General features: G+C 73.2%; 10 protein-coding genes. 2 read left to right on the top strand and 8 right to left on the bottom strand.

From position 1 onward, the window contains the following. Positions 1-6 precede the first annotated feature (6 nt). Together ACFZBX_RS10915 and ACFZBX_RS10910 are read right to left on the bottom strand one after the other, a co-directional pair. Positions 7-738, bottom strand: a complete 732-nt coding sequence (locus ACFZBX_RS10915; protein ID WP_391532994.1) for a class I SAM-dependent methyltransferase — start codon at positions 736-738, stop codon at positions 7-9. A gap of 123 nt (positions 739-861) precedes the next feature. Further along, complete coding sequence (locus tag ACFZBX_RS10910; protein WP_391532992.1) at positions 862-1134, bottom strand: hypothetical protein; 273 nt, start codon at positions 1132-1134, stop codon at positions 862-864. Between the two features lie 202 nt (positions 1135-1336). Between ACFZBX_RS10910 and ACFZBX_RS10905 the strand changes: the two genes are divergently transcribed. Next, the gene (locus ACFZBX_RS10905) at positions 1337-1525 is read left to right on the top strand and encodes a hypothetical protein (protein WP_391532990.1); all 189 of its coding nucleotides are present in this window, start codon (positions 1337-1339) and stop codon (positions 1523-1525) included. On the opposite strand, the gene ACFZBX_RS10900 is transcribed toward ACFZBX_RS10905, so the two are convergent. The 4 genes from ACFZBX_RS10900 to ACFZBX_RS10885 form a co-directional block, all read right to left on the bottom strand. Further along, positions 1526-2554, bottom strand: coding sequence for a hypothetical protein (locus ACFZBX_RS10900; RefSeq protein WP_391532989.1), 1029 nt, complete (start codon positions 2552-2554; stop codon positions 1526-1528). Between the two features lie 151 nt (positions 2555-2705). Further along, positions 2706-2939 carry a hypothetical protein gene (locus tag ACFZBX_RS10895; RefSeq protein WP_391532987.1) on the bottom strand — a complete coding sequence of 78 codons (234 nt, stop codon included), beginning with the start codon at positions 2937-2939 and terminating at the stop codon, positions 2706-2708. 110 nt (positions 2940-3049) lie between these two features. Further along, positions 3050-3307 carry a hypothetical protein gene (locus ACFZBX_RS10890; RefSeq protein ID WP_391532986.1) on the bottom strand — a complete coding sequence of 86 codons (258 nt, stop codon included), beginning with the start codon at positions 3305-3307 and terminating at the stop codon, positions 3050-3052. Between the two features lie 111 nt (positions 3308-3418). Continuing rightward, positions 3419-4303 carry a hypothetical protein gene (locus ACFZBX_RS10885; protein WP_391532985.1) on the bottom strand — a complete coding sequence of 295 codons (885 nt, stop codon included), beginning with the start codon at positions 4301-4303 and terminating at the stop codon, positions 3419-3421. A gap of 145 nt (positions 4304-4448) precedes the next feature. Here ACFZBX_RS10885 and ACFZBX_RS10880 point away from each other — a divergent pair, with 145 nt between their 5' ends. Continuing rightward, positions 4449-6173 carry an acyl-CoA dehydrogenase gene (locus ACFZBX_RS10880; RefSeq protein ID WP_391532983.1) on the top strand — a complete coding sequence of 575 codons (1725 nt, stop codon included), beginning with the start codon at positions 4449-4451 and terminating at the stop codon, positions 6171-6173. A gap of 956 nt (positions 6174-7129) precedes the next feature. Here ACFZBX_RS10880 and ACFZBX_RS10875 read toward each other — a convergent pair. Continuing rightward, on the bottom strand, positions 7130-10846 hold the full coding sequence (locus ACFZBX_RS10875; protein ID WP_391532982.1) for a hypothetical protein: 3717 nt from the start codon (positions 10844-10846) through the stop codon (positions 7130-7132). A 12-nt stretch (positions 10847-10858) separates the two neighbouring features. Next, the gene (locus ACFZBX_RS10870; RefSeq protein WP_391532980.1) at positions 10859-13153 is read right to left on the bottom strand and encodes a hypothetical protein; all 2295 of its coding nucleotides are present in this window, start codon (positions 13151-13153) and stop codon (positions 10859-10861) included.

Genomic DNA, 13153 nt, shown 5'->3' with positions numbered 1-13153 from the left:
TTCCCCCTACTGCTTCCGGCAGGTGATGATCGCCGCGTGAGGGCAGTCCAGATAGGGACGCCAGAACTCCTCGCCGAACCGTGCGAGGCCTTCCTCGGACACGACGAAGCCGGGCCAGGAGATCTCGCCGAACCCGGTTTCGCGCAGCGCTTCCTCCAGGGTGGCCCCGGTCCAGTGGCGGGCGGTGATCCGCTGGTCGTACCGGCCGAAGCACAGCTCCAGCGTGACACGCGAGGCATCGGCCCTCGGCTCCGCGTCGTAGAGCCGCAGCCCGTACCGCTCGTAGTACGCGCGCCCGCCGTGGAAGTCGGGGTTGACGGGCAGGGTGACGAAGCGTCCCCCGCGGCGCAGCGCGCGGGCGGCGACCGCGCACAGGTCGACGAGGGCGGCGCGGTCCTCCGCGTAGGGCAGGACGTAGACGCCCAGGACGGTCCCGAAGCGGCCTTCCTCGGAGAGCGGTGGCGTCGTCACGTACTCGATGCCCAGCGGCTCGGCCGCCTCCAGCCGCCTGGCGACGGCGATCATGCCTTCGGAGATGTCGTATCCGACGACGTGTGCGGCTCCCCGGCGCTTCATCTCCCGGCTGTAGAGGCCGGTTCCGCAGCCGAGGTCGAGAACCCGTCGGTGCGCCGCCCCGTCCAGCACGCGGAAGACGCTGGGCGATTCCAGGTGTGTCCTCCACGGCAGGCGGAACATCTCTTCGTACATGTCGCCGAGGGGGTCGAACTGGGTGCTCATGTCCGGACGCCATCCCTTCGGAAGCGGATTCGGTCCTGCGCGTCAGGCTACTCCTCACTCCGTGCGACCGCGACCGCACCGACCGTTCGCGGCGCGGCGCTGCACGGGCCGACTCGCGGGAGGTCACCGTGGGTGGTGGCGCGCCCAGGTGAGTCGTTCGGCGAGGGCGGATGCGTAGGGGCCGTCGTGGCCCAGCGGGGCCCTGGTGGCGGCCGTCGGGTAGCCGAAGGCCCGGACGAGGTCGTCGACATGGTCGGCGAGGGTGTCGCAGAGCGTGTTGAGGGTGTCGTCGATCGAGCGGTAGAGCTCTACGTCCAGCAGTCCCTCGCCGATCAGCCGGCTGGCGTGCGCCTGCGCGGCTTCGCGGAGCGGACGGGGTCCAGGTACGGGTTCCACCGGTCGAACGGGTCCCGGGTGTGGGCGGACTCCGCATCGACGGCCCAGACGTGCTCGGCTCCGGCCAGCGTGCGCAACAGCCGGCGGTCGGGGTGGCCGATCGGGTCGTGGAAGTTGCCGTGCGGGTCGATCCGGGCGTTGTCCCGCAGCCACGCGGTGTACGGTCGGAGCCGGCCAGGGCCTGGTCGAACGGGACCAGCGCGTGCGCGGGCGCCCTGGCCTCGAACGGTCCTGCGCCGCCTGGCACGCGGTCCTCGACGACCACCCGCTGCTGGGCTCCGGACGCGTCGACGCCGCCGTGCGTCGGATGCGCGGCACGCTCGCCCGGCACACCGCCTCACCGGCGGCCCGCTCGGTCCTCGCCCGGGTGCCGGCGCGGCCCGACGCCTGATCAGGCGTCGATCGGGGTCAGCCCCGGGTAGATGTCCTGCCAGCGGTAGCGGCGGCAGTGGAGGTGCCAGAAGGCGAAGGCGGTCATGTAGCGGTCGAGGTGCGGGCGTTGCTCCTCGGTGGCGAGGTCCAGGACGCGGCGGTGGGCGGCCAGGCCGCTGTCGAGGCTGCGGCGGTAGGCGGTGAGGTACGGGATGCCCTCGCTCACCGCGCGGCGGTGGATCCGGCTGGCGAGGAAGTCCTCGCCGTGCACCGCCTCCTTGTAGAAGGACAGGACGTCGTTGACGTCGTTCAGGAACGCGACGCAGGAACTCAGTGCCGCCGACCAGAAGGCCCGGTGGTGCGGGGCCGCCAGGCAGGGATCGGTGAACTGGAGCGAGGTGAACCAGAACTGGGAGAAGCCGTTGAAGACCCGGACGAAGTCGCTGTCGACCTCGTCGGAGGCCTCCGGCGTGAACTCCGCCTCCATGAGGACGCCGCTGACCGCGTTGTAGAAGAAGGTCTTGAACACCGCGAGGAACACCGGATCGCAGAACCGCGCGATCTCGTCGAACATGTACCGGATGTACCGCGTGTTCGGCGAGGACCCGGCTCGCCCGGGCAGCATGCCGGCCCGCAGGATGGCTTCCGCCTCCGCCCGGTCGTGGCAGCACACGTCGTCGGTGTTGGTGGTGAACACCCAGACGCGGTCGAGGGCGAGGGCCGCCGCCTCGTCGGCGACGGGCACCATGAGGGCGCGCATCAGCGTGATGTGGCGGGTGGTGGCCGGGGGGACCGTGACGCCGAACGCCGCGAACTCGGCGGTGAGCGCGGCGGCGGCGGCACGGGCCCGCGCGAGGTCGACGGGCGGGTCGAAGCCTTCGGTGAGGGCGATCATCCCGTCGACCAGGCCCGAGGCCAGGACTTCGGCGACCATGCCGCGGTGCCGGGGATCGGGGATGGCGTCGAGGCCGCTGCGCGCGGTGTAGTGGAGGGTGTCCAGGCCTGGCGGCCGGGGGTGCCTGATCGTACGGCGGTCTGTCAGGTCCACACCGTATCCTTCCGCACGCCGCTTCCGGGGCACCTGCCCGGGCGGCCGCGCCCATCCTCACACAGCCGGTCCCCTCACCGGCCGCGAACCCGGCGCCGTCAACCCGACCGGGCGAACACCGCGCCAACGGGTTGACGGAGTAGCGGCACCGTCATCGGCGGCTTCGCACGCCGTGCCTGGTCGATCTCGGGTAGCGGGTCCTCGAAGCGCACCGTCGGTCCCGGCCTCGGTCGCGGGCGATCCGGACCCGGCGGTGGTCGAGTTCGGTGTGCAGCAGGCGGAGCGCGGCCTCGCGGTCGAGGGTGGCGGCGAAGGCGAAGGGGGCCAGGAAGTCCGGGCCCTGGAAGCGGCTCGGAGGTTCGTGGGGCGACCGCACCCGTGGCATCAGTGCCTCCACGCGCAGTACAGCGGCCCCACCGGCCCGGACACCGTCCGTCACAGCCTGGCAGTACGTCTTCCGGCGCCACTTGTGAGCGCCGCACCCGAGCAGGGCGTTCACGTCCGACGGGGCGGTGGCACTCCCCTGCGCCGGCCCCTCCCGGCGGCCTCCGCCGCGCCGGCCCTGGCCAGGACGGAACGCACCGCCGGCGACGCGGCGTGCCGTCCGAGCGTGCCACGCAGTTGTCGTACCACGGCATCGACGCGGCCCGAGCCCAGCAGTGGGTAGTCGTCGAGCACCGCGTGCCAGGCAGCACAGGCGCGGTCGAGCCGGCCGAGCGAGAGCAGCAGGCCGGCCATCCGTACGGTGGTCACCGCCCGGGCCCGACGTTCGGCAGCAGGGCGGCAGTTGAGTGAGGCGGTGAGCGCGGCCACCGCACCGGGCAGGTCCCGTGCGGCGGCGAGGACCTCGGCCTCCTGATGCGATTAGGCGGCCCAGTCGTAGCAGGAGCTTCCGGGCAGCGGGGGTTCCGCTCGGTCGAGCAGGCGACGGGTCCGGGCGAGATGTTCCGAGGCGACGCGGTGCTCGCCGGCGCCGGCGGCCGCCACGGCCTGCTGGCCCATGAGGTAGGCGGCCACCCGGGCCGGCAGTTCGTGGGCATGGCGGCCGGCCGCCTCGGCCAGATCCCGCGCGTGGTCGTGGTGGCCGAGGTAGAAGGCCTGGACGCTCAGGGCGCGCAGCGCGGTTGCCTGCATGGCCGGGTCGGCGGCCTCGTCGGCGAGTTCCCAGGCCGTGCGGTAGTACACCTGGGCGCGGCCGTGGGAGTGGGCGTCGAACTCGGTGAAGCCGGCCAGCCAGCTGAGCCGGGCGACCGAGACCAGCAACTCCCGGCGTACGCGTGGCGCGGCCGGAACGCGCAGCCAGTCGGCCGTCACCGTGCCGAGCAGGCAGGTCAACGCGGTGCCGACGAGTTGTCCGCCGGAGGATTCCTCCGCGTTGCGGAACGCCGTCGACAGGTGTTCGACGGTCAGTAGCTGGTCCTTCCCCAGCCTTCCGCGGACGGGGCCGGTCGCGAGGTGCGGCGGCCCGGGGTCCCCGGCCGCCGGATGCGACAGGAGAGGGCCGGCCAGGGTGTAGGGGGGCGCGGGCCGGTGGGGGTCCGCGTGGCCCAGGAAGGCCAGGACGTCGGCCGGGGCCGGGCGGTCGCCGCTCCCGGACGGCGCGTCGGCGAGCCAGATGAGGCCGGCGTGTTCGGGTGCCACCGGGCGGCCCAGTTGCCGGGTGAGCACCTCGCAGAGCAAGGCGGGCACCGGTTCCATGGGGTGGGAGCCGGCGAGCCAGTGGCTCACCGAGGTCCTGTCGTAGCGCAAGACGAGGCCGCATTCCGCGCCGACCCGGTTCACGACACGGGCCAGGTCCTCTCCGCTCAGCCGCGTCTACAGCGCCCACCGCTCCCGCTTCCTCACCCCCGCGGACGACGTCCGTGCCGTCGCGACCTGGCACCTGACCCACCCCGTGCGCTTCGCGGACGCGCTGCGGACCCTGCTGGTGCGGCGCCTGCCCGCCGGCGGCATCGACGCCACCGACCCCGCCGCCCTGCTGGCACTCGCGGAGTTCACCGCCGTGGTCGACCCCTCCCTGTGCATCGCCACCGTCATCCACTACGCGCTGTGCGTCGGCACATTGGCCGAGTTCGCGCACGACGAGCCCACCGCCCTCGGCCACCGGCGGGCGCTGGAGTCCGGCGACCTCGCCGGGGCCTTCATGATCACCGAGATCGGCTCGGGCAACAGCCAGCTCGCGGTCCGCACCGAGGCGGTCTTCGACTCCGTCGCCCGCGAGTTCGTCCTGCACACCCCCGACGACGGCGCGCTGAAGTTCACCAATGCCGGCATCAGCGACCGTCCCAAGCTCGGTGTGGTGTGCGCCCGGGTCGTGGTCGGCGGAGCGGACCGCGGGGTCTTCCCCTTCGTCCTGGTGCTCAGCGACGACGCCGGCCCGCGGCCCGGCGTCCGCATGTCCGCACCGGCGGAGATCCCCCTGGTGCCCTTCGACTACGCCCTGGCCGGCTTCGACCGCGTCCGCCTCCCCTACACCGCCTGGCTGCGGGACACCGCCCTCATCGACCCGGACGGTGCCTTCCACGACCCGCTCGGCGACCCCGACCTCCGGCTGCTGCGCACCCTGATCGGGCCCGAGAACGTCTGGGCCATGGCCGCGGTCGCTCTGGCCGCGGTCGGCCGCGCCTCGGCCGCCCTCGCCCTCGGCCACTCCGCCCGGCGCCGCACGATGGCCCGGATCGCACCCGAGTCCACCCTGCTGAACTACCGCACCCAACGACGCGCGCTGTTCGGCGCGCTGGCCACGTCCTACGTGGCGACCTGCCTCGCCAACGGCGCGGCGCGCGACTGGAGCGACCGCATACGCGGCCGCCGGGCTCCCGGCGCCACCGCGACGGCCCCCATGACCTGGGCGCCCTGGGCACCCGCCAACCGGGCCCTCGCCCTGGCCGAGGTCGTCGCCGCGGGGGCGGCCGAGGAGAGCGCCGCCGAGTGCCGCCTGCGCTGCGGGGTGGCCGGGGCGCTGGCGGTCAACCGCTTCCAGTCCTACGAGGGGCTCGGCCACGTCTTCAACGACGCGGGCGGCAACAACCTGCTCACCCTGCTCGACACTGCCCGCGCGCTGGTGCAGGCCCCGGACATCCGCCGGCCGCCGGAGGCACCGGACGGGGCGTCACCGGCGGACCCCCGGAGCTGGCTCTTCCCGGCCCGGTCCCTGGAGTACCGCCTGGTGGCCGAGCTGTCCGAGGCCGTCGACGCCCGGACGCCCCGCTCACACGGCCCGTTCGACCGGTGGAACCCCCATCTGGAGACCGCCCGCGAGGCCGCCCAGGCGCACGCCGACCGGCGCGCCCTGGAGGCCGCCGCCACGGCGACCGCGGCGGTGACCGATCCGCGGGCCCGGGCCCTGCTCCACACCCTGACGGCGGTCCACGCCCTGCGCTTCCAGCAGCGCGTCGCCGGCCGGCTCATCGGCGAGGGGCTGGCGGACGCCGGACTCCACCGCTCGACGGCCGACACCCTCAACACCCTCTGCGACACCCTCGCGCAGCACGCGGACACACTCGTCGAGGCCTTCGGCTACCCGCCCGGCGCGACCGGCGCGCCCCTGGGCCACACCGGGTCCTATGCGTCGGCCCTCGCCGAGAAGCTCGACTGGGCAGGCGGAGGCGCGACGTGAACGCTCTCGGGACCGGTCCTCCACACCGGTGACCACCACAGCAGGGGAACGGCACCGCGCGGCCGCAGCCAGGACCGTCCTCGACCGGGCGCCGAACCCCGACGGCCTCCGTCAGGCGGCCCCGCGCCGTCGCGCCGTCGAGCGCGGCTCCCTCGGTGAAGACCTCGCGGTGTCCCCAGGCCGGTCGGACGAAGCCCTCCGGCGGCCGGAACCCGGCGGCGTGCTCGTGCAGCCGGGCGGTGACCGCGCCGATGTCCCCGGCCGCGCCGGGGCGCGAGTACGGCGGCGACGCCCGCCCGGGGATCCATTCGAACACCACCGCCGTCACCGGCTCGGGGACAGCCCGCCAGTTCCAGGCCGACGACCTTGTCGCCGGCCGGGGTCGCGACGGGCACCGGCGTCCAGGCTTCACTCACGTCGACTCAGGCGGCCCGCGGACGACCAACCAGCTCGACGGGGCACTGACGAATCGACCTGATTTGCAGAACTCCCAGCATCGCTTCGCCGGGCCAACAGGTACCCGTCGAACGGCCAGTTCCTGTGGCGAGCGGCCGAGCACCCAGCCCGTGACCGTGCCCGCGCGTGCAGGGCCGACTGCTTGAGCAGGCCGTAGGCGCGCACCGCAGTGCCCCGCGCTCGCGGGGGGTTTCTCCGCCAGTCAGGGGCGGGGGAAGGATCGCGCTGACCTCGCCCTCGCTACAGCATCCACCCCTGCGAAGTCTCCGACCACGGGACCATGGCGCCCGCTTGTCCGCTCGCAGATGGCGGGGAGGGCCGCACGCGTTCCCCGCGAGCGACGCCGGCGTGTGGGGAACGCGCAGACGGCAGATCGGCGTGGCTGCGGTCTGCGCGAAGGGCTGGATCCGTGAGCATGGCCACCGCCGATGACGGGAGTGTCACTCTGTGTTCGGACCCTCTTCGGTGGTCCGGTGCCGCGGGGACGGGCCGGCGCGGTTTCAGGTGGGTTCGGCGGCAAGTTGGAGGTAGCCGGTGTGGGCTTCGGGGACGGGGCCGGGGGCCTGGTCGGTGGGTTTGGGCTCAGTCGTGGCGTAGACGGTCCAGGCCGTGGGGCCGACCGGTTCCTGCCAGGTCCAGGCCGGGGCGCTGTGGGCGAGGTTGAGGGAGGGTTGGGGCATGGTGAGGATGCCCGGTTGCTGCGTGGGGGCGAGGACGGGGCCGAGGGGCAGGGCCAGGCGCAGGGCGGCGAGGGCCCGGTCGGTGACCGCGTCGGGGAGGGTGAGGCGGGCCGCGGGCAGGACGTCGGTGATGGCCTGGATGCTGTTGTGGGGGCAGGCCAGGAGGGTGACGTGGGTGTCGGTGGCGGGCTGGGTGGGATCCTGGGCCTTGAGGGTGATGTCGGCCGCGGTGGGACGCCGGGTGTAGTGGCCAGGGTCGACGGCGGCGTCGGCGGTCTGGAAGGTGTGCAGACGGGTGCGGTCGGTGCCGGTGAAGTAGCCGAGCAGGCCGTCGCCGGTCAGGTGGGGGTCGCCCAGGCGCACGGGCCACGGGGTATCGGGCGGGGGGGTGGGTGTGGTGGCGCCGAGCCGGGCGGGGGCGGGCAGCGGGGGGCTGTCGAGTTCCAGGCGCAGGCGTGCTGTCATCAGCGCGCAGGGGCGGCCGAGGGCGAGGGCGAGGTTGCGGTTGCCGGCCGCGCGGGGGCTGGGCGGGGTGATGGTGTCCAGGCCGCGTTGGACACACTGGAGGAGCGCCGCGAGGGCTCCGTTGTCCTGGCCACTCGCGAGGAGCGGGGTGAGGAAGGCGTGGAGTTCGGGGTGGTCGTCGGCGAAGCCCTCGTCGGTGGGTGAGGCAAAGGGGGAGCCGGGCAGGGAGCGGCAGCGGCCCGGTCCGTCGTCGGTGCAGTGGAGGTCGAACAGAGGAGTTCCGGCGGGGTCGTAGCACAGCAGGGCGTGGCGGTGGCCGATGCGGGTGGCCAGGAACCAGCCGTGGACGGGGCTTCCCTCGACGGGGGTGTCGAGTTCGTCCAGGGGGGTGCCGGTCGCGGTGTCGAGGAGGTCGAAACGCAGGCGGGCTCCCTGGTGCAGGCGCGGGGGCAGGTCGAGGACGTCGGAAGCGGCCTTCTCCTCCTTGGTCTCGTAGCTGAGGGTGGCGTCGGTGACCTCGAACGACGGGGAGCGCATGGTGGTGTGGCCGGTCCCGGGCTGGAGGATCTCCAGGGTGCGGGCGAAGGCATCGGTGATGGTGAGGGAGGTCAGGCGCATCTGGGCGGCACGATCGGGTGGGAACGTCTGGTCGCCGCGGGCGAGGATGTCCTGGTCCTTGGTGGCGAGGATGCCCTTGGACGAGGCGTCCAGGGGCAGGTGGTCGACATGGCGGGTGAGGACGGCGGGGGCGGGGGTGTAGAAGCCCTCCGCATGGGGCTGGTAGGTGAGGTCGTCCTTGTCCTGGGGGGCGTTGGCGCTGCGGGTGCGCAGGACGGTGTCGCAGCGCCGGCCGGCGAGGGTCTCGTTGACGCCGGCGAGGGTGAACGACTGGACATCCCACGCCTGGTTCTTGATCTTGTCGATGAGTGTCTTGTAGGCGGGGTTGTCGGGCCGGATGTCGGCGGCGTGCCGGAGGCGGTAGAGGGTGTGGTTCTCCAGTAGCGATTGGATGAACGTGTGTCCGGTGACCGTGCGACGCAGTTTGGCGAGGTCCGCGGTGCTGAGGGTGCGGGTGACGCCGGTCTTGTGGGTGTAGCGGGAGAGGGCGTCGGTGTCGGGGTCGAAGGCCCAGTCGGTGTCGGGGGCGGGGTAGATGTCGGCGGTCCATTCGAGGAAGACCGGCCGCCAGGGCTGGTGCCACCACCGAATGTAGGGCACTCCGGATGCGGCCTTCCGAAGGTCGTCGTCGGACACGGTGCTGCGGTGTCCGTGCACGGCCGCGGTGACGGTCGCGGTGAGCGCGGCGAACTCGGCCAGCAGGCGAGGCAACGTGCCGCGCACGTCCGGGGTGACCAGGTTCAGGTCCTCCCGGTCGAGCTGGTCCTGGGCATGGGTGGACAGGACGAGGGGGATGCCGGTGGGCAGGGCGTCGGTGGGGCGTACGGGCAGTCTGCCGCCGAGGAACCCGTCGATTTCCCGGGAGCGGTTCTTGTCTTGCAGGTTGGACAGGGCCACCACCGGGTTGGCGGGCCGGCGGAACGGGGGCAGCGGGACGGGCTGGAGGCGGTGGACCTGGGTGTCGATGCCGTGCTTCTTCTCCCAGTCGGTGATGGCCCGGGCGAGCTGCTCCGTGCTCGTGCCGGTGGGGATGCTCCCCGCAGCGAGGTCGCGGGCGGTGGTGCAGGTGTCGATCCGCGCGGCCAGGGCCTTCATGGCGGAGACGGCTGTCCGATCGGGTGGGGCCGGGTTGTTGTGGTCGTAGGGGCTGGTGATCCACCACAGCCCCTTCAACCGGGCGGTCAGGTCCTTGAGGGTCTGCTGGCCGGTGTCGTAGCCGGCCTGACCAGTGTTGAGTTCGGCCAAGGCCTTGCGCTCCGCGTCGGTGGGGGCGGCGGCCGGCTGCGGGGGGCCGCTTCGGGGTTCGGGGCCGGTCAGCTGCCAGCGGTGGCCGCCGGGCAGGGTGAGGAACTGGCGGTCGTGGCGGACGTAGTCCAGGGCGTGGTCGGTCGCCGGTTCCAGCAGGTGCTGGGGCAGGTGGGGCCGGCCGGTTGCGTCCAGCAGGTCGTAGGAGAACGCCTCGAAGAGGGCCGCCTCGTCGGGCGTGAGTAGGGCCTGCTGGGCGAGCAGGGCGGTGACGGCGTCGATGGTGGAGTGGCCGACCGCGGGCACTACCGTCGGCGAGGCCGGCCGGCCGTCGGCGACGGGACGCTTCCCGTCGGCGTCCTTCCACTGGGCGGGGTCCAGTTCCCGGTCCCAGGGCAGGCCAAGCACACTGCCCGCGTACAGGGTGCCGGCCGTGTCCATGGCCTGGGTGTGCTCGGGCAGGGTCCAGCGCAGGGCGGCGAGCCGGTCCGGCAGCTGGTGGGCGGTGGTCTCGGGCAGTGGATCCGCGGCGGCCTGGCTGTACCAGCCGAGCACCAGGTAGTTGACGATGATCTCGGGCCGTGGCGTCTGCTGACCCTGGGCCTGTTCCAGGTCCTTGAGGGTGTCGTGGAAGGACAGGATGTTCTGGTTGTAGGGCTGGTAGCAGCAGAACGCGGGCAATCCGGTGCTGTCGGCGGTCAGGAACGGCCCGGTGCCGGGCTCCGGGGGGGCGGTGTCCCCGGTGTCGAGGGCGTGGGCGCGGCCGTAGGCGACGGGCTGCGGGTAGCCGCCTTCGTCCGGGTGTCCGGGCAGCAGGGCCACGCCCGGGTCGGCCGGGTCGGCCTGCTCGTCGCCGCGCACGAGCCAGGCGCGCACCTGCGGGGCCGACCCCGTGGCGTCCTTGCGGGCGGCGAAGCTGTGCCGGATGACCAGCCATCGGTTGGGGATGAGGGGGAAGCGCGTTCCGCCGGGCCCGGTCGCGTCGATGCGCCCCTCCCGCAGCGTGGCGGGCAGCTCCCACTGCACGTACACGCCCCAGTCGTCGGTGTCGTCGGCTTCGATGTCGTATTTGTTGCCCGGCTCGGGCAGACCGTGCGGGGCCAGGGCGTCAAAGTCGGGGGTGGACCTGAGGACCTGCTGGCGGTTGGTGTCGTTGACGACGAGGGCGTCGACGCTGATGGGGACGATCAGGGGCTGGGCGGTGGTCATGTGGCAGGCGCCTCACGTCGCGGGGGGCGGGGTGATGGTCAGCTCGGCGGGTGGCTGCAGCAGTTGGAAGGCGAGCGCCTCGCTGTCACGGGCCGGCTTCTGCGGCAGGTGCGCCAGGACGGCGTCGAGCAGGGCGCCGGCTCTGAGGACTTCCCGGTCGTGCCCGCTGGACACCGGCTCGCGCAACAGCGTGGTGCCGCCCAGTACGTCCAGCGGGTCTTGTTGGAGGACGGAGCCGTCCGAGCCGCGTAGGGCGAGCTTGCCCTGGGGGCCGTCCAGGCCGTACTCCAGGACATGGGCGGGTTGGCGCAGCTCGATCGCCTCGGGTGTGGTGTCGAACAGCAGCAGAAGGACCTCGGCGCTCAGTCGGCGCGCCGAGACGACGCTCGCGCCCGTGACGGTGACGCTCAACTGCTCGCCATGAGCCGGCTCTGTACTGCTACCACCGCTGCCGGGTGTGTGCAGTGGGGGCCAGTGGCGCACGATGGGCGAGCGCAGCAGCAGGCCGCAGCCGGGTGCGGTGCCTGGTGACCGCGGCTTGAAGACGATCTCCTTGATCAGTGGATTGAGCTGCTGGTCGGTCTCGGTATGGGTGCCGATGGAGAGCATCCCGTCGGCGAACGCGTTGAGCCAGGTGCCGTCGAGGTGGAAGAAGCGGGCGCTGTCGTGCGGCAGGACGGCATCGGGCAGCGGCAGTAGGTACCACGTCGGCACCAGCATGAGCATCGCGAGCGGGTCCCACAGCCACTCCTGCGCGCCGTTGTCTCCGTCGCCGGCGCGGGTGGCCGGCGACGGGGCGAGTCGGACGGCCAGTGCCTCGGTGAGGGACTGGGTCTGCTGCGGGTCGGCCAGTAGCGCGCCGAGCCGCCCCGGAACGGATGCGCGGGGGGCGGGTGCTTCGGCGGCGGGGGGCGTGAGGCTGGGCGGGGTGTGCAGGGCGGCGGTCAAGCGCTCGCCCAGGCCGTTCCGCATGGCCTGGTCGAATCCGTCGCGCAGCCGGGCGCGGTCCGTCAGGCCCAGCACGCCGTTGGGGTCCAGAGGGCCGGTGCCGCCGAGCGGGTTCAAGGGCCGGGCGGCGTTGTGGGGGTGGGTGGCGAGTGCGGTGGCACGCGCCAGCGCGGCGGCGTCCCGGTGCCAGGTGAGCATGGTGTCGCACAGGTCGTTGCGGGAGAGGACGAGTTGCGCGCCCAGGCTGAACGCGGCCGCCGCCGTGATGTCGAACACGCCCTCGCCCTTGACGTAGGCCAGGGCCGCGTCCGCGCACGACAGCGGTGCGTGGGCCGGCGCGTCCTGCTCGGGACCGGGGATGAACGGCCCCCGGTACCAGGCCCAGGTCTGCTCTCCGGTGACCAGGCGCAGAGGGACGGGGAGGTAGCCGGCGTACAGCCTCGCAGCGGCACCGGTGCCGGCGGCGGCGCCGGGTACGCGCAGCCGGCCATGGCTGCCGTGGCCGAGCCCGACGTCCTTCTTCAGCGCTTCGAAGGCATCCAGGTCGATGCCGGGGTCGTCGGCGGAGGAATCGGCGGTGGTGAAGGTCCACGAGTGCAGTGACACCAGGCGCACCCGGCCGTCGGCGGGTGGCGTGGCGAGCGTTTTGTCGTGGCCGTCGAGTGAGACGAGGTGGGCACTGTAGCGGCCGGGTGCGCGGGGCAGGCGCGCGCCGATGACCGTGGCGGTGGCCCGGCGGGCGCCGGCCTTGCCCGCCGACGCGTCGGAGGTGCGCTGTTCACGCACGTGCGCCCACAGCGCCAGTTCGCCGATCTCGGGCATCAGGGCCCGGTAGAGGCCGGCCGGCAGGTCGAGCACCGTGCAGGGCGCCTGCTCGGGCAGCTGCAGAATGGGCACGGTGGTGCTGGCCGGGACGCTCTTGGCGTCCAGCAGGGCGCGGGCCTGCCCGGTGAGGACGGGCGCGGTCTTCAGGTCCGCCTCGGACAGGACGAGCAGCGCCATCCACGGCGCCGCCTCCCACAACTCCTTGTCCTTGCCGTCCGGGTCCTCCAGCTCCCGCTCCCACGGCAGGTAGGGGTCCGCGATGGCCACGAACGGCAGCAGGTGGCCGAACGCTCCCGACGCCGAGGGCGGCGGGAAGCAGGCCGTGAGCTCGGCACCGGTCAGGGTGAAACGCGGCCCGCCGGCGGTGAGCCTCTGTGTGGGCGGGGAGAACGTCCACGTCGGTGCGCTGTCGCCGGTGCGGGTGACCGTATGGGTGGCGGTGATGGTGTAGTCGCCGCCGCGCAGGCTCGGACGCCAGGCGGTGAACAGAGCGGTGCCGTTCTCGCCGGTGTTCGTGAAAGGGGGTGTCGCCAT

Source organism: Kitasatospora sp. NPDC008115, from assembly GCF_042957205.1.
Taxonomy (GTDB): Bacteria; Actinomycetota; Actinomycetes; order Streptomycetales; family Streptomycetaceae; genus Kitasatospora.
This window is presented reverse-complemented; position numbering and strand designations above follow the sequence as displayed.

Bases quoted from the DNA above. Each gene is read 5' to 3' on its own strand.
- ACFZBX_RS10915 (WP_391532994.1), bottom strand. From the start codon at position 738: ATGAGCACCCAGTTCGACCCCCTCGGCGACATGTACGAAGAGATGTTC.
- ACFZBX_RS10895 (WP_391532987.1), bottom strand. From the start codon at position 2,939: ATGCCACGGGTGCGGTCGCCCCACGAACCTCCGAGCCGCTTCCAGGGC.
- ACFZBX_RS10875 (WP_391532982.1), bottom strand. From the start codon at position 10,846: ATGACCACCGCCCAGCCCCTGATCGTCCCCATCAGCGTCGACGCCCTC.
- ACFZBX_RS10870 (WP_391532980.1), bottom strand. From the start codon at position 13,153: ATGGCGACACCCCCTTTCACGAACACCGGCGAGAACGGCACCGCTCTG.